The organism is Oricola indica (assembly GCF_965227485.1).
Classification (GTDB): domain Bacteria; phylum Pseudomonadota; class Alphaproteobacteria; order Rhizobiales; family Rhizobiaceae; genus Oricola; species Oricola indica.
In genome coordinates this window covers 505,931-528,782 of record NZ_OZ245747.1, presented here as the reverse complement: position 1 = coordinate 528,782, position 22,852 = coordinate 505,931, and the positions used below count along the sequence as shown (strand labels likewise).

General features: G+C 63.3%; 26 protein-coding genes. 17 read left to right on the top strand and 9 right to left on the bottom strand.

Annotation, left to right across the window (positions count from 1 at the left end):
• Position 1: 1 nt before the first annotated feature.
• Positions 2-367, top strand: a complete 366-nt coding sequence (locus ACQK2M_RS02795) for a DUF1304 domain-containing protein (protein ID WP_425416538.1) — start codon at positions 2-4, stop codon at positions 365-367.
• 87 nt (positions 368-454) lie between these two features.
• A complete protein-coding gene (locus ACQK2M_RS02790) occupies positions 455-1,441 on the top strand; it encodes a Gfo/Idh/MocA family protein (RefSeq protein ID WP_425416537.1) in 987 nt (328 codons plus the stop codon).
• 35 nt (positions 1,442-1,476) lie between these two features.
• Here ACQK2M_RS02790 and ACQK2M_RS02785 read toward each other — a convergent pair whose 3' ends face one another.
• Together ACQK2M_RS02785 and ACQK2M_RS02780 are read right to left on the bottom strand one after the other, a co-directional pair.
• The gene (locus ACQK2M_RS02785; protein ID WP_425416536.1) at positions 1,477-2,610 is read right to left on the bottom strand and encodes a zinc metalloprotease HtpX; all 1,134 of its coding nucleotides are present in this window, start codon (positions 2,608-2,610) and stop codon (positions 1,477-1,479) included.
• 41 nt (positions 2,611-2,651) lie between these two features.
• A complete protein-coding gene (locus tag ACQK2M_RS02780; RefSeq protein WP_425416535.1) occupies positions 2,652-3,059 on the bottom strand; it encodes a GtrA family protein in 408 nt (135 codons plus the stop codon).
• A 167-nt stretch (positions 3,060-3,226) separates the two neighbouring features.
• On the opposite strand from ACQK2M_RS02780, the gene ACQK2M_RS02775 reads away from it, so the two are divergent.
• From ACQK2M_RS02775 to ACQK2M_RS02745, 7 genes are all read left to right on the top strand, one after another.
• Positions 3,227-5,041 carry a GtrA family protein gene (locus tag ACQK2M_RS02775; protein ID WP_425416534.1) on the top strand — a complete coding sequence of 605 codons (1,815 nt, stop codon included), beginning with the start codon at positions 3,227-3,229 and terminating at the stop codon, positions 5,039-5,041.
• Positions 5,042-5,123: 82 nt separating this feature from the next.
• Positions 5,124-6,158: a penicillin-insensitive murein endopeptidase gene (gene mepA / locus ACQK2M_RS02770; RefSeq protein WP_425416533.1), complete on the top strand. Its 1,035-nt coding sequence runs from the start codon at positions 5,124-5,126 to the stop codon at positions 6,156-6,158.
• Between the two features lie 77 nt (positions 6,159-6,235).
• Entirely contained in the window at positions 6,236-6,619 is a 384-nt protein-coding gene (locus tag ACQK2M_RS02765; RefSeq protein ID WP_425416532.1) for a methylglyoxal synthase, read from the top strand.
• A 25-nt stretch (positions 6,620-6,644) separates the two neighbouring features.
• A complete protein-coding gene (locus ACQK2M_RS02760) occupies positions 6,645-7,676 on the top strand; it encodes a glucokinase (RefSeq protein ID WP_425416531.1) in 1,032 nt (343 codons plus the stop codon).
• Between the two features lie 125 nt (positions 7,677-7,801).
• A complete protein-coding gene (locus ACQK2M_RS02755; protein WP_425419972.1) occupies positions 7,802-9,613 on the top strand; it encodes an ABC transporter ATP-binding protein in 1,812 nt (603 codons plus the stop codon).
• A 28-nt stretch (positions 9,614-9,641) separates the two neighbouring features.
• Entirely contained in the window at positions 9,642-10,457 is an 816-nt protein-coding gene (gene dapB / locus ACQK2M_RS02750; RefSeq protein WP_425416530.1) for a 4-hydroxy-tetrahydrodipicolinate reductase, read from the top strand.
• 25 nt (positions 10,458-10,482) lie between these two features.
• Positions 10,483-11,124, top strand: a complete 642-nt coding sequence (locus ACQK2M_RS02745) for a 2,3-bisphosphoglycerate-dependent phosphoglycerate mutase (RefSeq protein ID WP_425416529.1) — start codon at positions 10,483-10,485, stop codon at positions 11,122-11,124.
• 20 nt (positions 11,125-11,144) lie between these two features.
• Here ACQK2M_RS02745 and ACQK2M_RS02740 read toward each other — a convergent pair whose 3' ends face one another.
• From ACQK2M_RS02740 to ACQK2M_RS02730, 3 genes are read right to left on the bottom strand one after another with little or no spacing between them, the layout of a single operon-like run.
• Positions 11,145-12,032, bottom strand: a complete 888-nt coding sequence (locus tag ACQK2M_RS02740) for a methylated-DNA--[protein]-cysteine S-methyltransferase (protein ID WP_425416528.1) — start codon at positions 12,030-12,032, stop codon at positions 11,145-11,147.
• A 25-nt stretch (positions 12,033-12,057) separates the two neighbouring features.
• Positions 12,058-12,594, bottom strand: a complete 537-nt coding sequence (locus ACQK2M_RS02735; protein ID WP_425416527.1) for a GrpB family protein — start codon at positions 12,592-12,594, stop codon at positions 12,058-12,060.
• Between the two features lie 40 nt (positions 12,595-12,634).
• Positions 12,635-13,141 (bottom strand): DUF2244 domain-containing protein, encoded by a 507-nt coding sequence (locus ACQK2M_RS02730; protein ID WP_425416526.1) that lies wholly within the window; start codon positions 13,139-13,141, stop codon positions 12,635-12,637.
• Positions 13,142-13,163: 22 nt separating this feature from the next.
• Between ACQK2M_RS02730 and nth the strand changes: the two genes are divergently transcribed.
• Positions 13,164-13,922, top strand: coding sequence for an endonuclease III (gene nth, locus ACQK2M_RS02725; protein ID WP_425416525.1), 759 nt, complete (start codon positions 13,164-13,166; stop codon positions 13,920-13,922).
• A gap of 6 nt (positions 13,923-13,928) precedes the next feature.
• Here the strand turns inward: nth and ACQK2M_RS02720 are convergent, their stop codons facing one another.
• Entirely contained in the window at positions 13,929-14,660 is a 732-nt protein-coding gene (locus ACQK2M_RS02720; protein WP_425416524.1) for a sulfate transporter family protein, read from the bottom strand.
• A gap of 116 nt (positions 14,661-14,776) precedes the next feature.
• On the opposite strand from ACQK2M_RS02720, the gene ACQK2M_RS02715 reads away from it, so the two are divergent.
• Entirely contained in the window at positions 14,777-15,775 is a 999-nt protein-coding gene (locus ACQK2M_RS02715; protein ID WP_425416523.1) for an adenosine kinase, read from the top strand.
• Between the two features lie 56 nt (positions 15,776-15,831).
• Here ACQK2M_RS02715 and ACQK2M_RS02710 read toward each other — a convergent pair whose 3' ends face one another.
• The 3 genes from ACQK2M_RS02710 to hrcA form a co-directional block, all read right to left on the bottom strand.
• Positions 15,832-16,401: an outer membrane protein gene (locus ACQK2M_RS02710; protein ID WP_425416522.1), complete on the bottom strand. Its 570-nt coding sequence runs from the start codon at positions 16,399-16,401 to the stop codon at positions 15,832-15,834.
• Between the two features lie 103 nt (positions 16,402-16,504).
• The gene (gene grpE, locus ACQK2M_RS02705) at positions 16,505-17,233 is read right to left on the bottom strand and encodes a nucleotide exchange factor GrpE (RefSeq protein ID WP_425416521.1); all 729 of its coding nucleotides are present in this window, start codon (positions 17,231-17,233) and stop codon (positions 16,505-16,507) included.
• 149 nt (positions 17,234-17,382) lie between these two features.
• A complete protein-coding gene (gene hrcA / locus ACQK2M_RS02700; protein WP_223477690.1) occupies positions 17,383-18,453 on the bottom strand; it encodes a heat-inducible transcriptional repressor HrcA in 1,071 nt (356 codons plus the stop codon).
• A gap of 146 nt (positions 18,454-18,599) precedes the next feature.
• On the opposite strand from hrcA, the gene rph reads away from it, so the two are divergent.
• The 6 genes from rph to ACQK2M_RS02670 are packed head-to-tail and all read left to right on the top strand — an operon-like array spanning position 18,600 to position 22,819.
• The gene (rph, locus tag ACQK2M_RS02695; RefSeq protein ID WP_223477691.1) at positions 18,600-19,322 is read left to right on the top strand and encodes a ribonuclease PH; all 723 of its coding nucleotides are present in this window, start codon (positions 18,600-18,602) and stop codon (positions 19,320-19,322) included.
• Between the two features lie 8 nt (positions 19,323-19,330).
• Positions 19,331-19,744, top strand: coding sequence for a VOC family protein (locus ACQK2M_RS02690; protein WP_425419971.1), 414 nt, complete (start codon positions 19,331-19,333; stop codon positions 19,742-19,744).
• Positions 19,741-20,391, top strand: a complete 651-nt coding sequence (rdgB, locus tag ACQK2M_RS02685) for an RdgB/HAM1 family non-canonical purine NTP pyrophosphatase (protein WP_425416520.1) — start codon at positions 19,741-19,743, stop codon at positions 20,389-20,391. The genes ACQK2M_RS02690 and rdgB overlap by 4 nt, the downstream gene beginning before the upstream one ends.
• Positions 20,369-21,571, top strand: coding sequence for a radical SAM family heme chaperone HemW (gene hemW, locus ACQK2M_RS02680; RefSeq protein ID WP_425416519.1), 1,203 nt, complete (start codon positions 20,369-20,371; stop codon positions 21,569-21,571). The genes rdgB and hemW overlap by 23 nt, the downstream gene beginning before the upstream one ends.
• Entirely contained in the window at positions 21,568-22,458 is an 891-nt protein-coding gene (gene rsmI / locus ACQK2M_RS02675; RefSeq protein ID WP_425416518.1) for a 16S rRNA (cytidine(1402)-2'-O)-methyltransferase, read from the top strand. The genes hemW and rsmI overlap by 4 nt, the downstream gene beginning before the upstream one ends.
• Positions 22,448-22,819, top strand: a complete 372-nt coding sequence (locus tag ACQK2M_RS02670) for a YraN family protein (protein ID WP_425416517.1) — start codon at positions 22,448-22,450, stop codon at positions 22,817-22,819. Before rsmI ends, ACQK2M_RS02670 begins: the two co-directional genes overlap by 11 nt.
• The last annotated feature ends 33 nt before the right edge of the window (positions 22,820-22,852 follow it).

The following is a 22,852-nucleotide window of genomic DNA, read 5'->3' as shown; positions in this document are numbered from 1 at the left end:
TATGTCCGTTCTGGCACAAATCCTGATCGCAATCGTCGCGTTGGAACATATCCTGTTCCTCGTCCTCGAAATGTTTCTCTGGGACAAGCCGCAGGGCATGAAGGTCTTCCGCAACACGCCGGAGGCTGCCGCGGGGACGAAAGTGCTCGCTGCCAATCAGGGTCTCTATAACGGCTTTCTCGCCGCCGGGCTGATCTGGTCGCTGATACCGCTCGGCGCGCCGGCTGCCGCGTCGTCCATCGCAACATTCTTCCTGCTCTGCGTGATTGTCGCCGGTCTGTACGGCGCGCTGAGTGTATCGCGCCGCATTCTTTGGGTACAGGCCGCACCGGCGCTGGTCGCGCTGGCCGTCGTTTGGCTGCTTTGATGCCGGTGCCTATGTTCGCATCGGGCACAGGGTGACAGCACGGACGCCGTGAGTAGTATGGCCACCGAATCAAGCAGGAGGAACGTCATGTTTCGTTGGGGAGTTTTATCGACCGCGAAGATCGGCCGCGAGCAGGTCATTCCGGCTATCTGCGATGCGGAGAACGGCGTTCTGACCGCCGTCGCCAGCCGTGACGAGGGCCGCGCCCGCGCGCTTGCCGACCGGTTCGGCGCGCCGCATGCCTTCGGCTCCTATGAGGCGATGCTCTCCTCCGATTCGATCGACGGGGTCTATATCCCCGTCCCGACGTCGCAGCACATCGAGTGGGCCGTGAAGGCGGCAGAGGCGGGCAAACACGTGCTCGTCGAGAAACCGATCGCGTTGAACGCCGCCGAGATCGAGCCGCTTATTGCCGCGCGGGATCGCGCCGGCGTGGTGGTCTCCGAGGCTTTCATGGTCACCTATCATCCGCAATGGATGAAGGTGCGCGATCTCATCGCCGACGGCGCGATTGGTCGCCTGCGCCAGGTGCAGGGCGCATTCACCTATTTCAACACCGACCCGACGAACACGCGCAACATCCCGGAACTGGGAGGTGGCGGCCTGCCGGATATCGGCGTCTACCCGACCGTGACGACCCGTTTCGTCACCGGCAAGGAGCCGGTCTCCGTCTCGGCGACGGTCGAGCGCGATCCGACATTCGGTACGGACATCTATTCGGATGTGCGCGCGAAATTCGACGGTTTCGAACTCGCCTTCTACTGTTCCACCCAGATGGCGCTGCGCCAGATGATGGTGTTCCACGGTGAGAAGGGCCTCATCGAGGTGGATGGCCCTTTCAATGCCGGCGATTACGAACACGCCCGCATCACGCTTCACAATGTCGGCCATAACCAGGCGGAAGTCTTCCGTTTTCCGGGCGTGCGCCAATACAGGCTGCAGGTCGAGACCTTTGCCCGCAGGGCGCGCGGCGAGGACGTGGCGATCTTCGATCTCGAGAATTCCGTCGCCAACCAGAAGTTCATCGACGCTGTCTTCCGCGCCGGCGAGACCGGGAATTGGGAAACTGTTTAGCCGGCAATCTTTCGTAAAAGATTAGCCGGATAATATTACCACCAGACGCCGCCTCGCGTGACCCGGATGCGTGGCTTCTTGCCCTGTTTCTCCCAGGGATGAAGGCTTTCCGCGCAGGCGGGATCGTTGCACTCCGGATCCTCGACCATGGATTGGCGCTCGGGCATCTCGCCGGCGAGCGCCGCCCAGTGGCCGAAACGTGCCCGGTCGCGGCGTCCGAGCCGGATCTGCGGCACCGGCGAGTGACCGCTGGCCGGGCGATCTCCGCCGGTCGGCGACGTATCGCGGAGCGGAGGCTGACCGCGCAGGGCGCCCTTCAGCGCCGAAAGCCGCGCGATGCGCTCTTCGGTTGCGGGGTGGGTGCGCAGCATGGAAGGTTCCGGAATACGGCTGCCGGGCAGCATCATGCCTTCCCAGCGTTTTCCCCGCGCCCGCTCCAGCTTGAGAAGTGCGGAGGACAGGCCGTCCGGATCGCCGGTCAGCAGCGCCGCGCCATAGTCCGCGTCGAACTCGCGGGTACGCGACAACGCCAGTTGCAACAGTCCGCCGATTGTCGGCGAGGCGACCATGGCGAGAATGCCAAGCCACGGAATCTGCCCGAAGAAACCCGAGATATTGAACAGGATCGCGAACAGGCCGACGGTCGAAAGTGTCGAGGTCATGCGCGACACCATGTCGGCGAGCGACATCACCTTGATGTCTTCATTGGCGATATGGGTGGTTTCATGCGCCAGAACGCCCGCCAACTCCCGCAGAGTGAGGTTGCGCAGGAGAGCGTCGGTAACCGCGATCGCGGAGTCGTCGCGCCGCCCGACGGCGAAGGCGTTCATCATCCTCGACGGGATGACATGGAGTTTCGGCGTCGCCGGTAGGTTGGCGCGTGACGCGAGTTCCTGGATCATCCGGTAGCCGGCCGGGAAATTGTGCGCAGTCACCGGCCGCGCCTTGTACATGCGCAGAACCATGTTGGGGGAGACCCGCCGCGCCGCGCCGAGCATGAACGCGCCGATTGCGATGGCGTAAAGCAGCCCGGTCGTCCCGGCGATGGCCCAGGCGGTCACCGCGAGCAGCACGAGGCTCCCGGATGCCAGCAACCATGTATGCAGCGCATTCAGCGCGCGGTGCTGGCGGTGAATGATGTGATCTTCGTTCAGGAACGGCGGTCTCATGCGCTCTTATATGGGCATTGCCGTCGGCTTTGATGAGTCCTTCACGAGCGATTGAAGACGAATCGCGAGTAGCCCAGATAGGAAAACACGGTCACGGCCGCGACGGCGATCACCAGCGCAATGAGCGGGGTGATCGTACCCGGCGCGGCAAGCAGCAGGCCGGAATAGATGGCGTAATTCAGCGCAGCGCCGAGTATCGCCACGAAACCGTAGCGTGCGCCTTCCTGCACCACATGCCGGTCGCTCTTTCCGAAGGTCACGGTGCGGTTGATCATCCATGTCGTGAACATCGCCGCCGCGATGGCGAAGATACGTGCCGTGAACGGACCGAGCGGCGTGAAATGCATCAGCACCGTCAGCACCGTCGCATCGACAATAAACCCGGTGCCGCCCGCTACGGCGAAGCTGCCGAGCCTGAAAAGCAGGTTTTTCGATACGATATCGCGCATTGTGTGGTCCTGGCGCTCCGCAATCGCCTTGCGGCGCTGATACACCTAGGTCGCGGCGCCGTCGATCCGAATCCGGTCTTTCAATGCCGGATCGTTCGCATTTTACCTTTTCTTGATCCGGTTAAGGCTAGGTTTAATCCGACGATCGCCAAGCGGAATTCCTGCCGATGACTTATCTTTCCGGACAACGCGACAGCGTGCGGACGGCTTCCGGGGCTGCCTCTGCGCGCCGCGAGCCTGTCCTGCTCGCGCTTTTCGCGACGCTCTTCGTCACGCTGATCGGATTGAGCGGCTCGGATACCGAGGGCATTCCCAATTCCGACGACCTCCTGAGGCTCGTCGAAGTGCGTGACCTCCTTGCCGGCCAGAGCTGGTTCGATCTGACCCAGTACAGGCTCGGTCTCGATGGCGGCACTGTGATGCACTGGTCGCGCCTGGTCGATGCGCCGATTGCCGGCATCGTCATGATCGTGACGGCAATGACCGGCGACGCAGCGCTTGGCGAGGCGGTCGCGAAAATCCTCTGGCCTGCGATCACGCTGCTTTTCGCCATGGCGGCGTTGATGAGCGCGTGCGGGCGCACCGGCAATGCCGCCTGGCGCCTTCCCGTCGCTGTCATCGGCGCGGTCGCGCTCTGGACGACGGGCGCTTTCGGGCCGGGCGCACTGGACCATCACAATATCCAGATTGCGCTGGCGCTTTGGCTCCTTGCACTGCTTCTGCCCGGTGAACGCGCCGTCGCGGCACATGCCTGGGCAGGCCTCGTCGCTGTGGCGATGATTGCCATCGGCATGGAAGTCCTGCCCTATGTCGCGCTGGCCGGCGTCGCCGTCGCGCTCGGTTTCGTGTTTGGCGCGGTCTCGCCAGCCGCCGCGCGCGCATTCGGACTTTCGGTTGCCGCATCCGCCGCTGCAATTTTCGTGGCGACCGTCGCGCCGGCGAACTGGACGGGCAATGCCTGCGATGCCTATTCCTCCTTTCATCTCGTGGCAGCGTCGGCCGGCGGCCTCGGCCTGGCCGCCGTGTCATTCATGCGCGGCACGATGCTGCGGCTCGCCGGGATCGGGCTTCTGGGCGCTGCCGTCGCCGGCCTCGTCGCGGTATTCTTTCCCCATTGTCTCGCCAATCCGCTCGCCGGCCTCGATCCGCGCCTGAAGACGTTCTGGCTGGAAGGCGTCGTCGAGACCCGGTCCCTTGCCGACCTCTGGGCGGCAGATCCCTTTGCCTTGTTCGGGTTCTACGGCATGGCGGTCTGCGCCCTTGTCGTGTCCGTCATCTCGGCGTTGCGCGGAAAACCATTGCCGCGCGGGCAGGCAGTGGTCTTCACCGCATTTCTCGCAATGGGAATCGCGGTCACGGCGTGGCAGCAGCGCGGTTTCACATTCGCCGCAGCTTTCGCGGTCCTGCCGCTTGGTTTCTGGATCGGACGAATGCGCGAAAACATGCCGGAAGGACGGTCGATCCCGGCGACGCTGGGTCTTGCCGGCGCCTGGGCGGTGTCGCTCAATCTCGTCTGGTGGATCGCGGGCGCGCAGGCAGCCGCGCTGTTTTCCGCTGGTCCGACATTGCAGCAACAGGTCGCTTCCGCATCCCCGCGCGACTATTGCTACACGTCAGATTTATACGCGCCGCTTGCCGGCGAACCCGAAGGCGTCGTGCTGGGTGCGACCGACATCGGCGCGAGCGTGTTGCTCTACACAGGCCACCGCGCCGTGGCCGGACCGTATCACCGCAACATCGCCGGCAATTTGCTTTTGATCGACGCCATGTTGGCCGCGCCGCAGGAGGCCCGATCCATGCTGCGGGCCCATGGCGTGACGCTGATCGCCGATTGTCTGAACGGCGCCGACGGTTTCGACTTCATAGCCGCCGCGCCAAACGGCTTCCAGGCGGCACTGCGTGGCGGATCGGTTCCGGACTGGCTGGAAGCGGTTCCATCGACCGTTGGAGAGCCGCTGGTGATCTACAGGGTCCTGCCGTGAACGGCCCTTGGTGAAAGCCGCAAATCAGTTTAGTTCTGGATGCAATGCAAGGAAGCGCCAGACAGGGCCGGACGTGACAGGCATGGCATTCATTTCCCGCATCATGAAGATCGCCGGCGCGGTCGCGGCGCTGACTGCCGTCGCCGCACCTGCCGCCGCCGAGCCTGCCGCTAAGGAACTCTTCGGCCGCATGCCGCTTCCCAGCGTCTCCGAGCCGGCTTCGGTCGGCTTCTATTCGAAGGGCTGCATCGCCGGCGCGGTCGCGTTGCCGACCGACGGTGAGACCTGGCAGGCGATGCGGCTCGAACGGAACCGTCGCTGGGGCCACCCGAAGATGATCGCTCTTCTGGAGAGGCTATCGCGCGAGGCAGTGCAGGACGGCTGGCCGGGCCTGCTCGTCGGTGACATCGCGCAGCCGCGTGGCGGGCCGATGCTGTCGGGCCATGCCTCGCATCAGGTCGGCCTCGATGCGGATATCTGGCTGACGCCGATGCCGAACCGCACGCTGACGCGCAGCGAGCGCGCCAACACCAGCGCGACATCGATGCTGAAAAAGGACTCGCTGCACGTCGATCCGAAGAAATTCACGCCCGCGCATGCAAGATTGCTCAAGCGCGCGGCGTCCTATGACGAGGTCCAGCGTATCTTCATCCATCCAGGCATCAAGGAGGCGATGTGCGAGGCTTATGGCGGATCGCGCGCCAATGACGACTGGATGAACAAGCTTCGGCCCTATTACGGTCACCACTACCATTTCCATGTTCGTATCTTCTGTCCGGACGATTCGCCGAATTGCCGGCCGCAGCAGTCGACCGGCTCGGGCAATGGCTGCGGCAAGAGCCTCGCATGGTGGTTTACCGACGAGCCCTGGGCGCCGGCGAAGCCGGAACCGGGCAAGAAACCGGTAAAACCGCGAGCGGTCACGCTTTCCGACCTGCCGCCGGCCTGCGCGCGCATTCTCGGAGAGCCGGCTCCCGCCGATGCATCGCTGGTTACCTATGTCGATGGTTACGACCCGACGCTGGCGCGCGCGACGGCGGTGCCTGTTAAGGCGCCGGCCATACCGGGCAATCGCGTTCCGGTCCTCGTTCCGATCCCCGCGGCGAAACCGAATTGATGTCGCGCCGCGATTTCGGCTTTTCTCCATGGACCAATTCGATTATGCGGGTTCAAACGATTTAAACGGACATTGCCATGAGCCAGACGCGCAGGATCGCACTGGTCGCCCACGACCAGAAGAAAGACGACCTCGTGGAATTCGTGCGTGAGCACGAAGCGGCTTTTTCGCGTTACGATCTCGTCGCGACCGGCACCACCGGCGCCCGGATTACCGAGGCATGTCCCGGCCTTGCCCTGACGCCGCTGAAGAGCGGCCCGCTGGGTGGCGATCAGCAGATCGGCGCGATGATTGCCGAAGCCCTCGTCGAGGCCGTCGTTTTCTTCGTCGACCCGCTCACACCCATGCCCCATGACGTAGACGTCAAGGCGTTGATGCGGCTTGCCATTGTCTATGACATTCCCCTTGCGCTAAATCGAAGGTCCGCGGGCATGCTGCTCGCGTCCCTGCCCGGGGCCTGACCAAAGCCGGATCAAGGAGAGGCACATGTCCAACGGCCGTACGGAAGCAGAACAGAGGTTGCCCTTTCCCGTGCTGATCGCCGATATCGGCGGCACCAATGCGCGGTTTGCGATCGTGATCGACTCGAATGCCGAGCCCAAGCGTTTCGAGCCCATAAAGACCGCGGATTATCCGACGCTCGACGCGGCGATCCAGCAGGTTGTTCTCGACAAGACCTCCATCTTGCCGAAATCGGCGGTGCTGGCCGTCGCGGGGCCGACGGATGGCGACGAAATCGACCTGACCAATTGCCACTGGATCGTCCGGCCGAAACGCCTGATCGCCGAACTCGGTTTCAGCGACGTCATGGTGATGAACGACTACGAGGCACAGGCGCTGGCGGTGGTCGCTCTCGACGCCGAGTTTCTCGAGCCGATTGGCGGCGGAGAGCGGATCACCCATGCCAACAGGGTCGTCATCGGGCCGGGCACCGGCCTTGGCGTTGCCGGCATCGTGCATGGCTCCAACACCTGGATCCCGGTCGCGGGCGAGGGCGGCCATGTCGATCTCGGACCGCGCACCGAACGCGACTACGAGATTTTCCCGCATCTCGAGACGATCGGCGGCCGCGTATCGGGCGAGCAGATCCTGTGCGGGCGCGGGCTCGTCAATCTTTACAAGGCGATCGCCCAGGCCGACGGACGCCCGGTCGTCTTTTCCCGTCCGGAGGAGATCACGGCGGCGTCATTCGACGGCAGTGACACGGTGGCGGTCGAGACCGTGCAGCTTTTCATCGAGTATCTGGCGCGTGTCGCCGGCGACATGGCGCTCGTCTTCATGGCGCGCGGCGGCATCTACCTGACCGGTGGCATCACTCACAAGATCCTGCCGGTGATCGATGCGGACCGTTTCCGCGCGGCCTTCGACAACAAGGAGCCGCACCGCAACCTGCTCGAACAGACGCCCGTCTTCGTGATCACCCACGATCAGGCGCCTCTGGAAGGACTGTCGGCCTATGCGCGCATGCCCGCCCGCTTCGGTGTCGACACATCCGGGCGCTGGTGGCGCGAGGATTGACCCGTACCGCGGATTGCTTGATTTCGCATGGTATCTTTTCGAGGATGCGTCATGTATAGCTCCCGCGTTTTCCGAAGGGGCATAAGGAAAAACCGTTGAAAGCGGACCGGCACAAGAAGGTATCGATGCCGGAAGGCACATTCCTGCTCATGAAACGCATCGTCGCCGAGAACGCGCGCGACTATGTCCGTTATTATGCAATCGCGATTGTCAGCCTGGTTCTCGTGGCCGCATCCACCGCGTTCACGGCGTGGATTCTGCGCGACATCATCGACGAGATCTTCTATCGCCAGCGCCGCGACATGCTTGTCTGGATCTGCGTGGCCATTTTCCTGGCTTTCCTGATCCGCGGCGTGGGGAGCTATGTCCAGGCAGTGCTTCTCGCACGGATCGGCAACGACATCGTCGCCCGCTACCAGAAGCGGATCTTCGACAAGCTGATGAGCCTGAGCGTCGACTTCTTCACCGACTCGCGCTCGGGCGAACTCGCCGCTCGAATCAGCCAGAACATCACAGCCATCCGCGATATTCTGAACACGATCGTGACGTCGATCGCCCGCGACCTGCTGACGCTGATCGCACTGATCATCGTGATGATCGTTCAGGATTGGGCGCTGACGCTCGCCTCTCTTCTCATCGGTCCGCCCGTGATCATTGCTGTCGCCTATGTTTCGAGGCGTATCAGAAGCGTCGTGCGCGACACGGTCATGCTCGGCGCGCATGTGGCGGGAACGATGCAGGAGGTGTCGCAGGGCATCACCGTGGTGAAAGCCTTCACCATGGAAGATCAGCTCAAGGAAAAGATCAGGGGCCTGATCGACCGCGCACATGAACGCGCCGACAAGCTCGCCGCCATCTCGGAGCGTGTGACGCCGCTGTCCGACCTGCTCGCCGGTGTCGCCGTGTCAGGCGTTCTTGCCTATGGCGGCTATCGGGCGATCTTCATGACGGAGCCGCCCGGCGCCGTGATTTCCTTCATCGCGGCGCTCCTGCTCGCCTACGAACCGGCCAAGCGGCTCGCCAGGGTCCAGGTCAATCTGGAACGCGCCGTCGTCAATGCGCGCATGATCTACGAGATCCTCGACATGGAGGTCGGTCAGACCGATGTCCCCGACGCGGCGAAACTGGACGTGGACCAGGGCCGGATCGTCTTCGACAAGGTCGATTTCGCCTATACGCCCAAATTGCCGGTTCTGCGCGAACTGAGCTTTGTCGCCGAGGCCGGCCGGACGACGGCAATCGTCGGCGCATCGGGCGCGGGCAAATCCACCGTCATCGCCCTGCTTCAGCGTTTCTACGATCCGACGGGCGGAACGATCACGATCGACGGCCAGGACATCGGCCACGTCACCAAGGCGTCGCTGCGAGGCTCCATCGCCTTCGTGTCCCAGCAACCGTATCTCTTTGAGGGCTCGATCCGTGACAATATCCGTTACGGGCGTCCGGATGCGACCGACGCCGAGATCGAGGAAGCGGTGCGCCTCGCCCATGCCGAGGACTTCGTGCTTGCCCAGCCGCAGGGCTATGACACGCCGGTCGGCGAAAACGGTGTCACGCTTTCCGGTGGCCAGCGTCAGCGCCTGTCAATCGCACGCGCGATCGTCCGCAACGCGCCGATCCTGTTGCTGGACGAAGCGACCTCCGCCCTCGACAACGACTCCGAAAAACTGGTGCAGCAGGCGCTCCTGGCGGTCATGAAAGGACGCACGACGATTGTTGTGGCGCACCGCCTGTCCACCGTTGTCGATGCGGACAATATTCTCGTCATGGAAGAGGGCCGTGTCGTCGAGGAAGGCGACCACTCTTCCCTGATCGCGCGTCCGAACGGCATCTATGCGCGGTTTTTCGCGTTGCAGGATACGAACGCACCGGACCTGCTCGACAAGCGGGCGGTGCAAGCGGACAAGGAAACCGGAGCGGCCCCGGGCGAAAGCTAACGGACCGATGGCTGAAGGAAGCGAAACCATGGACAAGATGCGCATCGCGATTGTCGGGGCCGGCGGCAGGATGGGCCGCAATCTCATTCGCGCGATCGACGAGAACGAGAGCGTCGAACTGTCAGGCGCGCTGGAGCGCGAAGGTGCAGCCCAGATCGGTGCCGATTGCGGCGTTCTTGGAGGGCTCGAGCCGAACGGCGTCGCTGTTTCGGCCTCGATGGAAGAAGCCTTTTCCGGCGCGCGCGCCATACTGGATTTTACCGCTCCCGCTGCGACCGTTGCCGTCGCTCGTCACGCGGCGAAGAACGGCATTGCCCATATCATCGGAACGACCGGCCTTTCGGACGATGACGACAACGCCCTCGCCGCAGCCGCGGAAATGACCGCCATTGTCCGGTCCGGCAATATGAGCATGGGGGTCATCATGCTCTCGGTTCTCGTCGAGCAGGCGGCGCGTGCGCTGGATGCAGCCGACTGGGATCTTGAAGTTCTGGAAATGCATCATCGCCACAAGGTCGACGCACCGTCGGGAACCGCGTTGCTGCTCGGCGAGGCGGCGGCGAAGGGTCGCGGCATCGATCTGGAGGAACACTCCGTGCGCGTGCGCGACGGCCACACCGGTCCGCGCGAGAACGGCTCCATCGGCTTCGCCACCTTGCGCGGCGGCTCGGTCGTCGGCGATCATTCGGTGATCCTCGCCGGACAGGGCGAGCGTGTAACGCTGTCCCACCACGCTGAGGACCGCATGATCTTCGCACGGGGCGCGGTCAAGGCCGCGCTCTGGACCCATGGCCGTGCGCCCGGCCTTTATTCCATGTATGACGTGCTGGGTCTTACCAGCTGACACCGATCGATCGAGGGAGTTTTTCATGTCCGGAACAATGGTTCTCGTCCGTCACGGCCAGAGCGAGTGGAACAAGCTTAATCTCTTCACCGGCTGGAAGGATCCCGGCCTCACGGAACAGGGCGTGGAAGAGGCGCAGGAGGGCGCACGGGCGATCAAGGACTACGGCATCACCTTCGATATCGCCTTCACCTCTGTTCTCAAGCGCGCCGAGAAGACCTGCGAGATCATCCTCGACATAATCGGCCAGTCCGATCTGGAGACGATCCACGACCAGGCGCTCAACGAACGCAATTACGGCGATCTCGCCGGCCTCAACAAGGACGATGCCCGCGCCAAGTGGGGCGAGGAGCAGGTTCATATCTGGCGCCGTTCCTACGACGTGCCGCCGCCGGGCGACGAGGGTGAAAGCCTGAAGGATACAGGCGCCCGCGTTTGGCCCTACTACATGACCGAGATCCTGCCGCGCGTGCTGCGCGGCGAGAAAGTGCTGGTCGCCGCGCATGGCAATTCTCTGCGCGCGATGGTGAAGATCCTCGATCGGTTGTCGAACGACGAGGTCACCAAGCTGAACCTCGCGACCGGTGTGCCGATGGTCTACAGGCTCAACGCCGATTCCACGGTCGCCTCAAAGGAAATCCTGGGAGACATGTCCGGCGCGCACTGAGCGCCGGCTTCCGGGACCTGTCAAACGTCGCCGATTTGTCCCGCCTCCCAGCCGAGGATCGCGCGTTTGCGTGTCAGGCCCCAATGATAGCCGGTCAGTGCGCCTGACTTGCCGACGGCGCGATGGCACGGCACCACGAAGGAAACGGGATTGGCGCCCACAGCCGCGCCGACGGCGCGGGGCGCTTCCGGTCGGCCGATCCTGTCGGCGATCTCCGAATAGGCAAGCGCCTTGCCCATGGGGATCTTGAGCAGTGCGTTCCAGACGGAGACCTGGAAGTCCGTCCCGATCAGGACCACGCGCAGCGGCCGGTCGGGGCGCCAGTTGGCCGGATCGAAAATCCGGGCCGCATAGAGGGCGGTCGCGCCCATGTCCTCGACATAGCCTGCCTGTGGCCAGCGCCCCGTCATGTCGTCCAGCGCCGCCTTCTCGCCGCCGGGATCGCAGAAGGCGAGACCAGCAAGGCCGCGGTCCGTGACCATGATCAGCGCCAGCCCGAACGGGCAGACATGGAAGCCGTAGCGCAATGTCAGCCCCGCGCCCTTTGCCTTGTATTCGCCCGGCGACATCGCCTCATGCGTGACGAACAGGTCGTGCAATCGCCCGGGTCCGGAAAGCCCGACTTCATAGGCCGTGTCGAGCAGTGGCAGGTCGCTGGACAGAAGCCGCCTTGCATGGTCGAGCGTCACGGCCTGCAGGAAACCCTTCGGCGAAAGCCCGGCCCAGCGGGTGAACAGCTTCTGAAGCGCTGTCGGCTCCATCTCGACGGAAGCCGCGAGGTCTTCGAGGGAGGGCTGCTCGCGGTAGTTTTCGGAAATTGTCTCGATCACGCGGCGTACGATCTCGTAATCGGCACCGGTGGTGATCTCGTCGGTCAGGATGGTTTGCGGTCGGGTCATGGCGTTCATGGCGAAATCCTCATCTTCATGAAATTCACCACGAAGCGAGGGGCCTCGCCACCCGATTCTTGACGAAGCCAGCTCCCCGCTCGACATTCTGAATCCACTCACTCTTGCAACGGGAATAGGCATTGCTGTCGTCAGGATGAAGTTCTTTGCAGCGATGCTTTTCGGCCTCGTAGGCGCGCGCGATCCGCGGATTTGCACGCAGAAGATCGCGGAACCCTAAATGTCTGTCGATCTCCGCATTGCCTCTTTCAAAACAATGCAAATGGACAAGGCGGACCCCACTCTGCGGATCGTTCTTTACGCAATATCGACGGGCGGGCACGCCGTTCTCCCCGCGCCATTCATAACCAGCCGATTCAATTGCCGCCTGATTTTCATCCAGCAGATCGAAGTTTGCGACCTCGGCCATCAGGTCGATAACAGGCTTTGCCCGTATGCTTGGGACTGCGGTCGAGCCAATGTGATGAATCGCAAGAAAGATACTTCCGGCGCTCTTGCGAAGAACTTGGGCTTCCTCACATGCAAGTTGCCGCCAGCCAGGATTATGCGGGACCAGTTCCACGCGTCTCGGCAATTACGCTTACCTTTCCAATCGTGCTGCGCTAACGCCGCGCCATCGCCAGCGCGTTCGAGAAGGCGTCGGCGAAGCTCTCCCGGTCGTCGGGATTGAGGAAGGCCCCGACCGGCGTGGTACGGCCCTCGCCGCTAACCTTCATCGATGTGATGCCGATCTCGTCATGCCGGTCGACGAGGAACCGCGCCCAGAACGGATTGTAACGGTGGTCGGTGGCCCGGCCTGCCGGCGTGATCTTGCGGATCAGGAGTTCGCGGCGCGACACCTGAACTTCCTCGCGCGCCCGCCCCGCCCGGTAATTCAGCTTGAAGGCGACATAAAGCGCCAGAAGATCGAGGCCGCAGAATGTCGCGATCGGCCATGCGCCGGCAACGAAGAAGAAGAAACCCTGCACGAGCAACACGGCGCCCGCGAGGATCATCAGGACGGTGAAACCATTGCGCGACAGCGAGCGATGCGGCGTCAATAGCGCCGAGAAGAGCGTCTTCTCCGCGTGGTCTTCCGGTGCCCCGTCTTCATGCGTTGTCTCTGCCATGACTGATATTTATAGGGGAGGTATGCAAAAACCAAAGTCCAAAAATGCCGCAGCCCCGGTGGCGGGGCCGAAGCGGCGCAGGAAAAGCCTTCCGCGCTCGAAATATTCGAAGGACGAGGTGCGCGAGATTTTCTGGCGGTTTTCGGTCCAGCGGCCCGAACCGAAGGGTGAACTCGCGCACGTCAATCCGTTCACGCTGGTCGTCGCTGTCGCGTTGTCCGCGCAGGCGACCGATGCGGGCGTCAACAAGGCGACGAAGGCGCTCTTCGCGGTCGCCGACACGCCGGAAAAGATGCTGGCGCTCGGCGAGGAGAAGGTCGGAGAGCATATCCGTACCATCGGGCTTTGGCGCAACAAGGCGAAGAACGTGATTGCCCTGTCGCGAAAGCTGGTCGACGAGTTCGGCGGCGAGGTCCCGCGCACCCGAGAGGAACTGGTCACCCTGCCGGGCGTCGGCCGCAAGACCGCCAATGTGGTCATGTCGATGGCTTTCGGCATTCCGACCATGGCCGTCGACACCCACATCTTCCGCATCGCCAACCGCATCGGTCTCGCGCCGGGCAAGAACCCCGACGAGGTGGAGGAAAACCTGATGCGCGTGATCCCCGAGGACTATCTCTTCCACGCCCATCATTGGCTGATCCTGCATGGCCGCTACACCTGCAAGGCGCGAAAGCCCGAATGCGAGATTTGCGTCATCGCCGATATCTGCAAGTCGAAGGAAAAGACCAGCGACATCCCCGCGCCGCTCGTCGAACTGCCGGCGCAGGTGATCGGCTGAGCGGAATCAGGCGGCCGAGGCCGCCCGGTTGATATCACGCACGGCGATCGCCTTGTGCAGATGCACCATCAGCGCGGCGCCGAAAAGCGGTGTCAGGATGTTGAGGATCGGCACCGCCATGAAGGCAGCGATCACCAGTCCGGCGCCGAAAATCGTCAGCCCGTGTTTCGCACGAAGCCGGCGGGCATAGTCGTCCGGACCGAACCGTCTCGAAGCGAACTCGAAGAATTCGCGGCCGAGCAGGTAGCCGTTGATGACGAAGAAGGCGATCAGGTTGATACCCGGCACCAGCAGCAACACCAAGGCGAGCAAATTGCCGAGGATGACGACGCCGGTGAACTTGATCGCCAGCCATATGCCTTCGCCAATCGGCATCGCCTTGCCCGGCGGGTCGTCCGGATAATAGGTTTCCTCCAGAGCCTGCGCCGCGTCATCGAGGAAGATGCCGGCGATCAGTGCGCTGACAGGCCCGATCAGGAAGGCCAGCGCCGCCGCCAGTCCGAACCCGGCCATCATCAGCGCGAAAAACGAGATCCATCCGGTCCATTTCGGCAGTTCGAAATCGAGCTGGAAGAAGTCGGAAACCCACGGCAGCGCCAGTTCCGTGAACCCGGATGAAATCGCAAACCAGGCGCCGATCAGCGCGAGAACGGTCAGTCCGAGCGATTTCCAGAAGGTCGCGCGCATGCCGGGATGCAGAAGCGAGCGCAGCGCATTGAGGGCGGAATCGAAAATCATGCAGGCCAAATGGCGACGAATGCGCCGGCATGCAAGATGCGGCTTTTCGCTGCTCGCACTTTGCAAGCGCGGCACGAGCCGTTAAACGCCGGGAAACGTTTCATTTTGGGGAATCCATGTCCGAGTTCGACGTACTTTGCATCGGCAATGCCATTGTCGATATCATCGCCCGTGCCGAAGACGACTTCCTGCACGAAAACACCATCATCAAGGGCGCGATGAACCTGATCGACGCAGACCGCGCCGAATTGCTCTATGACCGCATGGGCCCGGCGGTGGAAACGTCCGGCGGATCCGCCGGTAACACCGCGGCGGGCGTCGCCAGCCTCGGCGGTGCCGCTGCATTCTTCGGCAAGGTCGCCGACGATCATCTGGGCGGCATCTACCGCCACGACATTCGCGCCCAGGGTGTCGCTTTCGATACGAAGCCGCTCGCGGGCCCGCCGCCGACTGCGCGATCGATGATCTTCGTCACGCCGGATGGTGAGCGTTCTATGAACACCTATCTTGGCGCCTGCGTCGAACTCGGCCCGGAGGACATCGAGGAGGACAAGGTCGCCGGATCGAAGGTCACCTTCTTCGAGGGATATCTGTGGGACCCGCCGCGCGCCAAGGATGCCATTCGCATGGCCGCCGAAATCGCGCATGCCAATGGACGAAAGATGTCGATGACCTTGTCGGACCCGTTCTGCGTCGATCGCTACCGCGACGATTTCCTGGACCTGATGCGGTCCGGCACCGTCGATATCGTCTTCGCCAATGAGGAAGAGGCGAAAGCGCTGTATCAGACCGGCGATTTCGAGACCGCTCTTGAAGCGATGCGCGCCGATTGTGATATCGCCGTCGTCACCCGTTCGGAGAAGGGCTCGATCGCGATGACGTCCCGCGAAACCGCAAGCGTATCCGCTTTCGAAATCGATACTCTCGTCGATACGACCGGCGCCGGCGATCTCTATGCGGCCGGATTTTTGTGGGGCTATACCCAAGACCGCTCGCTGGAGGATTGCGCCCATCTCGGCTCGCTTGCCGCGTCCGTGGTCATCCAGCAGATCGGACCGCGCCCCCAGGTCTCGCTGCGCCAGGCAGCGATCGACGCCGGCCTGCTGAAGGGCTGACAAATAAAAAGGGCCGCTCACGCGGCCCTTTCCGTCCCCCGGCGATGTTCGGCCGGTCAGTTGAACTTGTAGCTGAGACGTCCGCGGACCTCGTGGGTCTTCACGTCCGCGCCGCCACCGATATTCGTGTGGAGATACTCCGCGCCGCCGACGATATGGTCGGAAAGCTGCATGTCGGCACCCGCGCCGACCGAGAGGCCGCCATCGCTCTCGCCGTCGGCCCACATGTGGCCGTACCCGACGGAGCCGGTGACGAGGAGATTGTCGATGGCGACACCGGCGCGAACCCTTGCACGCGCGGTCGCATCGACTTCCATGCCGCCGACATCCCAACCGGCCCAGTTAACATCCACTTCCGGCCCGGCAACGAACTGGCCGCGCTGCATCAGATAACCGGCATGCCCGCCGGCAACCATCGCCGTATCGTTGCCGTTATCGGTCCGGATTTGCCCGCCGCCAAGCTGAACGCCGGCATAGGCGCCCTGCCAGTTCGGCGACTGGTACTGCGTCTGGGCGGAGTATTGCGGCTGCGGAGCCGGATCGTAGTAAGTCGTGTCGGCAGCGTTCGCCACCGCGCTCAGCGAGGCAAGGGCCGCTGCGGTCGTCAGAAAGACGTTGATTTTCATCGGTAGCTCCATGGCTTTGGTTAAGCGATGGCTACCGGATTAGTTAAAATTTCTTTTCGAAGCGTGAAGCGGCATGGTTAACGCCGCTGAATCGACTCTGTTTTCAGGCGTCTTTTTCGGATTCCGGGTTCGGTGCGCCCGGTTCCGCTTCCGCCGTCTGCTTCGGACCGCCCTTGGCGACGCCGACCATGGCAGGCCGCAGCACGCGGTCGCCGATCTGGTATCCGGCCTGCACGACCTGGACGACCGTGTTGTTCGGCACCTCCGGATTGGGCACTTCGAACATCGCCTGATGGAAGTTCGGATCGAACTTCTGCCCTTCGGGCTCCAGCTTCCTCACGCCGTGGCGTTCCATGGTCGAATGCATGGAGCGTTCGGTCAGTTCGACGCCTTCGAGGAGTGTCTTCAGCGTTTCGTCGGCGGCTTCGCGCTGTTCCTCGGTGACATGGTCGAGGGCACGGCGCAGATTGTCGGCGACGCCCAGCATGTCGGCGGCGAATTTGGAAATCGCGAATGTCCTAGCGTCGCGCACTTCGCGCTCCGTACGCCGGCGCAGGTTTTCCATGTCGGCGGCCAACCGAAGCAGCCGGTCCTTCATATCCGTATTCTCGGCCTGGATCGCCGCGATCTCGTCTCCGATATTGACGGCCTCTTCGCTGGAGGTCTCGCCTTCCTCTCCTTCGGAGTCGTTCGCCCATGCCGATTTCTCGGCCGCGTTCGTCTTGCGACCCTTCTTGAGGATGTCGTCGGCGGCGCGTTTCAGCGCATCGCGGTCGTTCGGATTGATATTGGTGTTCATGTCTTCGGCAGCCGTCTTTTTCTCGTCAGCCATCTGGATGTCTTCCATGATGTTCGGGGATTTCTTTTGTCGGCGATATCGAGGTTTGACCGTGAAAAATCAAGGGCAGGCGCGAGATTCGCCGGTCGCGATGCGCAAGCCCTTGCCGCCCGGTCTCGGTCACGCGCGACAAGCCGCCATAACTAGCCGTCTTCCAGCAGTTTTCCGATCAGCTGCGCGGTATAGTCCACCACCGGCACGATCCGAGCGTAGTTGAGACGCGTCGGGCCGATGATGCCGATGGCGCCGACCACGTGGCGGTTCGAGTCCCGGTAGGGGGCGACCACCAGCGAGGAGCCGGACAGCGAGAACAGCCTGTTCTCCGACCCGATGAAGATCTTCACGCCGGAGCCCGATTCCGTGAGTTCGAGCATGCGCGCGATCTCGTCCTTTCGCTCCAGCTCGTCGAACAGGAGCTTCAGCCGCTCGATCTGTTCCTTGTCCTGGACGTTCTCGATCAGGTTGGAGCGGCCGCGCACGATCAGTTGTGCCGGCTGCCCGTCTCCATTGCCGGACCACATGGCGAGGCCGCGGGCGATCAGGTCGGCGCTGACCGCATCGACTTCGGAACGCAGGATTTCCTGGCGTTGGCCGATCGCCCGCCGCGCTTCCGACAGGCTGCGGTCACGGCCGTGGTGATTGAGATAGTTGGCCGCTTCCGAGAGCTGCGCGGCGGTCGTCCCGGCGGGCAGGTCTATGACACGGTTTTCCACTTCACCGGATTCCCACACCAAAACGGCGAGCGCCTTCTTTTCCTCGAGCCGGATGAACTCGATGTGCTTGAGGATTCCTTCGCGCTTGGTCGTCATGACGAGCCCCGCGCCGCGCGAAATGCCGGACAGCATCTGGCTGGCGTCGGTCAGCAGCTTCTCCATCGACTGGTGCTGGCCGTCGCGCTTGATCTGCGATTCGATCAGCGACCGCTCGGTGTCGTTCACCTCGCCGGTGTCCATGAAGGCATCGACGAAGAATCTCAGTCCCTGTTCGGTTGGCAGGCGGCCGGCCGAGACATGCGGCGAGTAGATCAGGCCGAGAGCCTCGAGATCGCTCATCACATTCCGCACCGAGGCGGGCGACAGTGACATGGGCAGCTTTTTCGACAGGGTACGCGAGCCCAGCGGCTCGCCTTCCTGCAGGTAGCTCTCCACGATCAGCCGGAAGATCTCCTGCGACCGGTCGTCGAGCTCGGAACTGAAATTGAGGTTTGTTGGCATCGTGCTACGCGACAGCTCCGGTTTCACATCATCTATATAATGCGCCTTCGCCCGATCAAACACGGGAAACGTCGATCGACGCACCCTATGCACGGGCGCGGCGTTCCTCTAGAACGCCCGCACGTTTGAGTCCAAGAGGTACATTCATGACGAGACCGTCCGGGCGCATGCCCGACCAGATGCGCGCCATTTCCTTCGAGCGTGGCGTTTCCAAACATGCCGAGGGCTCCTGCCTGGTGAAATTCGGCGACACGCATGTGCTTTGCACCGCGAGCCTCGAGGAGCGCGTCCCGCCATGGATGCGCAATTCCGGCCGTGGCTGGGTGACCGCCGAATACGGCATGCTGCCGCGTTCCACCGGCGATCGCATGCGCCGCGAGGCGTCGGCGGGCAAGCAGGGCGGCCGCACGCTGGAAATCCAGCGCCTGATCGGCCGCTCGATGCGCGCCATCGTCGATCTCGAAGCCCTCGGCGAACGCCAGATCACCATCGACTGCGACGTGATCCAGGCGGACGGCGGCACCCGCACGGCGTCGATCACCGGCGGTTGGGTCGCTTTGCATGATTGCCTCGACTGGATGCATAAGCGTCAGATGGCGTCGAAGACGCGGGTTCTCAAGGACCACATCGCGGCCGTTTCCTGCGGTATCTACAAGGGAACTCCGGTCACCGATCTCGATTACGCCGAGGATTCCGAGGCCGAAACCGACGCCAATTTCGTCATGACGGGCTCCGGCGGGGTCGTCGAAATCCAGGGCACCGCGGAAGGCGTCCCGTTCTCGCGCGACGAGTTCAATGCGCTGTTCGACCAGGCGTCGAACGCTATTCAGCAGCTCGTCGAAATGCAGAAACAGGCGGTCGGGGCCTGATGCCGGCCATGTTGCGCCCGGACGGCATATTGGAGACGGCGCTTTACGTGGCCGATCTCGACGCCGCCGAGCGCTTCTATGGCGAGGTGATGGGGCTCGATCGCATCGCCAAGGTCGAGGGGCGGCACGTTTTCTTCGCCTGCGGCACGGGCGTGCTTCTCCTGTTCCGGCCGGACCAGACGCTCCAGCCGTCCAGGAATCCGGCCATGCCGGTGCCGACCCATGGTGCGACAGGCCCGGGCCACGCCTGTTTCAAGGCAACGCCGGTGGATCTGGATGCCTGGCGCGGCCATCTGGAGGCTGCGGGCGTGGAAATCGAAGCCGATTTCCGCTGGCCGAATGGCGCCCGCTCCCTCTATTTCCGAGATCCGGCCGGCAACAGCCTGGAAATCGCCGAACCGAAACTCTGGGGACTGGAATGACGCGCAAACTCGAACCCGGCAAGCTCGTGCTCGCGACACACAATGCCGGCAAGCTGTCGGAGATGCGCGACCTGATCGGTCCGTTCGGCTTCGAGGTAACCTCGGCCGGCGAACTGGGACTTGCCGAGCCACCCGAGCACGGCACGACCTTCGAGGAGAATGCCAGGACCAAGGCCGTCGCCGCGATGCAGGCGACCGGTCTTCCGGCGCTCTCCGACGACAGCGGCATTTGCGTCGATGCGCTCGAGGGCCAGCCGGGGGTTTACACCGCCGACTGGGCGGAAATGCCCGACGGCACACGCGACTTCGCCATGGCGATGCGCAATGTCGAGGAGAAGCTGGCGGAAAAGCGCGCATCCGACCCGAAGGACCGCACCGCCCGTTTCGTATCCGTCCTTTGCCTCGCTTTCCCGGACGGCCATGTCGAGTATTTCCGTGGCGAGGTTGAAGGAACGCTGGTCTGGCCGCCGCGCGGCACGCTCGGCTTCGGTTACGATCCGGCCTTCAAACCAGAGGGCTACGACATTACCTTCGGCGAGATGTCCGCGGAGGAAAAACATGGCTGGAAGCCCGGCGACGCGAGCGCCCTGTCGCATCGCGCCCGCGCCTTCAAGGCCTTCGCCCATGACTGCCTCGGTGTCGAATAGACCCGCCGTCTCCCGGCCGAATGGCGACGATGGCGCGCCCGGTTTCGGCGTCTATATCCATTGGCCCTTCTGCGCGGCCAAGTGCCCCTATTGCGACTTCAACTCCCATGTCCGCCACAAGCCCGTCGATCAGGCGCGTTACGTCGAGGCGTTTCGCCGGGAGATGGAAACCATGCGCGGCTGGACCGGCCCGCGCGACGTCACCTCGGTTTTCATCGGCGGCGGCACGCCCTCGCTGATGCAGCCCGAGACTGTGGCGGCGCTTCTGGAGACAGCCGACCGGATATGGGGGTTTCCGGCCGGTATCGAGATTACGATGGAGGCGAACCCGTCCTCTGCGGACGCCGGAAGATTTGCCGGCTATCGATCGGCGGGAGTCAACCGTCTGTCTCTGGGCGTTCAGGCGCTGAACGATGCCGATCTGAAGTTTCTCGGCCGCCTTCACAATACGAAGGAAGCGCTGCAGGCGATCGCCATGGCCCGCGCGACCTTCCCGCGCCTCTCTTTCGATCTGATCTATGCCCGTCCGGGCCAGGCGCTTGATGCCTGGGAGACGGAGCTGCGCGAGGCTGTCGGATATGCCGCCGACCATTTGTCCCTCTACCAGCTCACCATCGAGGACGGCACGCCGTTCAAGGCGCTTTTCGAGGCCGGCAGGATCGCCATCCCCGATCAGGACCGCGCAGCCGATCTCTACGACCTAACCAATGCCGTTACGGCGGATCTCGGCCTGCCGGCTTACGAGATCTCCAATCATGCCGCGCCTGGCGCGGAATCGCGTCATAACCTGACTTATTGGCGCTATGGCGACTATGTCGGAACCGGTCCCGGCGCGCATGGCCGCTTCTCGCTGCCGGGCGGCGGCAAGCGCGTCACCATCACGGAGCGGCATCCCGAGACATGGGCGTCGTCCGTCGAGCAACGGGGCCATGGCGTGACCGAGGAGGAAATCCTCAACAGTGAGGCGCAGGGTGACGAGATGCTTCTGATGGGCCTGCGGCTTGCGGAAGGCATCGATGTCGCGCGCTATGAATCCCTTTCCGGCCGGGCTTTCGACCCCGCGCGGCTCGCCATGTTGCAGGCCGAGAAACTGGTCGAGCCTGTCGCCAACAGCCGTCTGCGCGCCACGCCGGCCGGGCGTTTGGTGCTGAACGCCCTCGTCGCGGAACTGGCGGCATGAGTGGCGGGCGCGGATTCATCGTCGGTGGCCACGAGATTTCCGCGCCGCCGCTTGAGCCCGGTCTTTATGTCGTCGCCACACCGATCGGGAATCTGGGCGACATCACGATCCGCGCGCTGGAAACGCTGGCGGCCTGTGATGTGCTGGCCTGTGAGGACACACGAGTAACGCGCCGCCTGCTCGATCGCTATGGCATCCGGGCGAAACCCGTCGCCTATCACGAACACAATGCCGATGTGGCCGGCCCGAAACTCGTCGAGGCGCTGGAAGCGGGAAAGACCGTGGCGCTCGTCTCCGATGCGGGAACGCCGCTCGTCTCCGACCCTGGCTTTCGGCTTGTCAGGACCGTCCGCGACGCCGACATTCGTGTTATTCCGATTCCAGGCCCATCCGCGACGCTGACCGCGCTCTCCGCCGCCGGATTGCCGAGCGACGATTTTCGATTCATAGGCTTTTTGCCGGCAAAGGATACGGCGCGCCGTACCCGTCTTTCGGAACTGGCGCATGAATCGTCCACGCTTATCGCTTTCGAATCGCCGAACCGCCTGCAGGCCGCATTGGCGTCGATAGCGGAAATTTTCGGCCCGGATCGTATCGTGTCCGTCGGGCGCGAACTCACGAAGCGGTTTGAAACGATCCGGACGGGAGCGGCCAGGGAAATCACGGAGAGATTCGAAACTGAAACGATCAAGGGCGAGATCGTAATCCTCATCGCGCCAGCGCCGGAGGGCGAAACGCGATGGACGCCGGAAAGCACCGATGCGCTGCTGCGCGACCTGCTGCAGTCCATGTCCGTGTCGAAGGCCGCCCGTGAGGCCGCGCAAACGACGGGCCTGCCGAAATCCGATCTCTATGCGCGTCTGCTGGCTTTGAAGGATGAAAACTGAGCCGGCAAAACAAAAGCGGCGCGCCGCCTATGGTCTCGGCCATCGCGGTGAGTTTCTCGCCGCGCTTGCCCTGCGTCTAAAAGGCTTCCGCATCCTTTCTCGCCGCTACCGTACGCCGGCCGGCGAGATCGACCTGATTGCCCGGCGGGGCGATCTTGTCGCCATCGTCGAGGTCAAGGCGCGGCCCACTTTGACGGAAGCGATGGATGCCGTGACGCCCAATGCGCTTCACCGTATCGAGTCCGCAGCCGATTTGTGGCTCTCCCGTCAGCCGGACCACGCCCGCCTATCGATGCGCTTCGATCTCGTCGCGGTGCTGCCGCGCCGTTGGCCGGTTCACGTTCCCGGCATATATCCCTGATTGATTTTCCGCGCCGCGCGCGCCACTTAACGG

Coding starts and splice junctions, on each gene's coding strand:
- mepA (WP_425416533.1), top strand. CDS start 5,124: ATGGCATTCATTTCCCGCATCATGAAGATCGCCGGCGCGGTCGCGGCG.
- ACQK2M_RS02715 (WP_425416523.1), top strand. CDS start 14,777: ATGTCCGAGTTCGACGTACTTTGCATCGGCAATGCCATTGTCGATATC.
- ACQK2M_RS02760 (WP_425416531.1), top strand. CDS start 6,645: ATGTCCAACGGCCGTACGGAAGCAGAACAGAGGTTGCCCTTTCCCGTG.
- ACQK2M_RS02740 (WP_425416528.1), bottom strand. CDS start 12,032: ATGAACGCCATGACCCGACCGCAAACCATCCTGACCGACGAGATCACC.
- ACQK2M_RS02690 (WP_425419971.1), top strand. CDS start 19,331: ATGTTGCGCCCGGACGGCATATTGGAGACGGCGCTTTACGTGGCCGAT.
- ACQK2M_RS02780 (WP_425416535.1), bottom strand. CDS start 3,059: ATGCGCGATATCGTATCGAAAAACCTGCTTTTCAGGCTCGGCAGCTTC.
- ACQK2M_RS02795 (WP_425416538.1), top strand. CDS start 2: ATGTCCGTTCTGGCACAAATCCTGATCGCAATCGTCGCGTTGGAACAT.
- ACQK2M_RS02790 (WP_425416537.1), top strand. CDS start 455: ATGTTTCGTTGGGGAGTTTTATCGACCGCGAAGATCGGCCGCGAGCAG.
- hrcA (WP_223477690.1), bottom strand. CDS start 18,453: ATGCCAACAAACCTCAATTTCAGTTCCGAGCTCGACGACCGGTCGCAG.
- ACQK2M_RS02710 (WP_425416522.1), bottom strand. CDS start 16,401: ATGAAAATCAACGTCTTTCTGACGACCGCAGCGGCCCTTGCCTCGCTG.
- ACQK2M_RS02745 (WP_425416529.1), top strand. CDS start 10,483: ATGTCCGGAACAATGGTTCTCGTCCGTCACGGCCAGAGCGAGTGGAAC.
- ACQK2M_RS02670 (WP_425416517.1), top strand. CDS start 22,448: ATGAAAACTGAGCCGGCAAAACAAAAGCGGCGCGCCGCCTATGGTCTC.
- ACQK2M_RS02765 (WP_425416532.1), top strand. CDS start 6,236: ATGAGCCAGACGCGCAGGATCGCACTGGTCGCCCACGACCAGAAGAAA.
- hemW (WP_425416519.1), top strand. CDS start 20,369: ATGACTGCCTCGGTGTCGAATAGACCCGCCGTCTCCCGGCCGAATGGC.
- nth (WP_425416525.1), top strand. CDS start 13,164: ATGCAAAAACCAAAGTCCAAAAATGCCGCAGCCCCGGTGGCGGGGCCG.
- ACQK2M_RS02775 (WP_425416534.1), top strand. CDS start 3,227: ATGACTTATCTTTCCGGACAACGCGACAGCGTGCGGACGGCTTCCGGG.
- grpE (WP_425416521.1), bottom strand. CDS start 17,233: ATGGCTGACGAGAAAAAGACGGCTGCCGAAGACATGAACACCAATATC.
- ACQK2M_RS02730 (WP_425416526.1), bottom strand. CDS start 13,141: ATGGCAGAGACAACGCATGAAGACGGGGCACCGGAAGACCACGCGGAG.
- dapB (WP_425416530.1), top strand. CDS start 9,642: ATGGACAAGATGCGCATCGCGATTGTCGGGGCCGGCGGCAGGATGGGC.
- rph (WP_223477691.1), top strand. CDS start 18,600: ATGACGAGACCGTCCGGGCGCATGCCCGACCAGATGCGCGCCATTTCC.
- ACQK2M_RS02785 (WP_425416536.1), bottom strand. CDS start 2,610: ATGAGACCGCCGTTCCTGAACGAAGATCACATCATTCACCGCCAGCAC.
- rsmI (WP_425416518.1), top strand. CDS start 21,568: ATGAGTGGCGGGCGCGGATTCATCGTCGGTGGCCACGAGATTTCCGCG.
- ACQK2M_RS02720 (WP_425416524.1), bottom strand. CDS start 14,660: ATGATTTTCGATTCCGCCCTCAATGCGCTGCGCTCGCTTCTGCATCCC.
- ACQK2M_RS02755 (WP_425419972.1), top strand. CDS start 7,802: ATGCCGGAAGGCACATTCCTGCTCATGAAACGCATCGTCGCCGAGAAC.
- rdgB (WP_425416520.1), top strand. CDS start 19,741: ATGACGCGCAAACTCGAACCCGGCAAGCTCGTGCTCGCGACACACAAT.